General features: G+C 63.5%; 1 protein-coding gene. It reads left to right on the forward strand.

The annotated features are described in order from the left end of the window. Positions 1–1,041: CoA-acylating methylmalonate-semialdehyde dehydrogenase (mmsA, locus tag ACTRXG_RS16860; protein WP_474286074.1), on the forward strand; the 1,041-nt coding region annotated here is incomplete at its 5' end.

Raw genomic sequence — 1,041 nt, forward strand, 5'->3', positions numbered from 1 at the left:
GGCATGTACCGCTATCCGATCGGCGTGGTCGGCGGGATCACCCCGTTCAACTTCCCGATGATGGTGCCGTGCTGGATGTTCCCGCTTGCGATCGCCTGCGGCAACACGTTCGTGATGAAGCCGTCCGAGCGGACGCCGATGCTGGCGAACCGGCTCGCCGAGCTGTTCGAGGAAGCCGGGCTTCCAAAAGGCGTGCTTTCGGTGGTCCACGGGGCGCATGACGTCGTGAACGGCCTGCTCGAGCACGACGACGTACCGGCGATTTCCTTTGTCGGCTCGCAGCCGGTGGCCGAATACGTGTACAAAAACGGCACCGCCCACGGCAAACGCGTCCAGGCGCTCGCCGGCGCGAAAAACCACACCCTTGTCATGGAGGATGCGGATCTCGATAACGCCGCGTGGCAGATTCTGAACGCCGCCTTCGGCTCCGCCGGGGAACGGTGCATGGCCGCCTCCGTGGTCGCGGTGCAGGAAAGCGTCGCCGACCAGCTGGTCGAAAAAATCCAGGCGTACGCGGATGATGTGACCATCGGCAACGGCCGCGAAAAAGACGTGTTCCTCGGACCGGTGATCCGCGAAGGGCACCTCGAGAAAACGAAGGCCTACATCGACAAAGGCGTCGAAGAAGGCGCGACGCTCGTGCGCGACGGCCGCCAGGATGAGGTCGCGAAGGAGGGCTACTTTATCGGCCCGACGATCTTTGACCACGTGCAGCAGACGATGACGATCTGGCAGGATGAAATTTTTGCGCCGGTGCTGTCCATCGTGCGCGTGCCGGACCTGACCGCCGGCATCGAATGGGCGAACGAGTCCCGCTTCGCGAACGGGGCGTGCCTGTTCACGAGCTCCGGCCACAGCGTCCGGGAGTTCCGGGAGAACATTGACTCCGGGATGCTCGGCATCAACGTGGGCGTGCCGGCGCCGATGGCGTTCTTCCCGTTTTCCGGCTGGAAGGATTCCTTCTACGGCGACCTGCATGCGAACGGCAAGGACGGCGTGGAGTTCTACACCCGCAAGAAAATGGTCACCGCCCGCTGGTAA

The sequence above is a fragment of the Marinococcus sp. LNSP9103-4 genome, assembly GCF_056034345.1.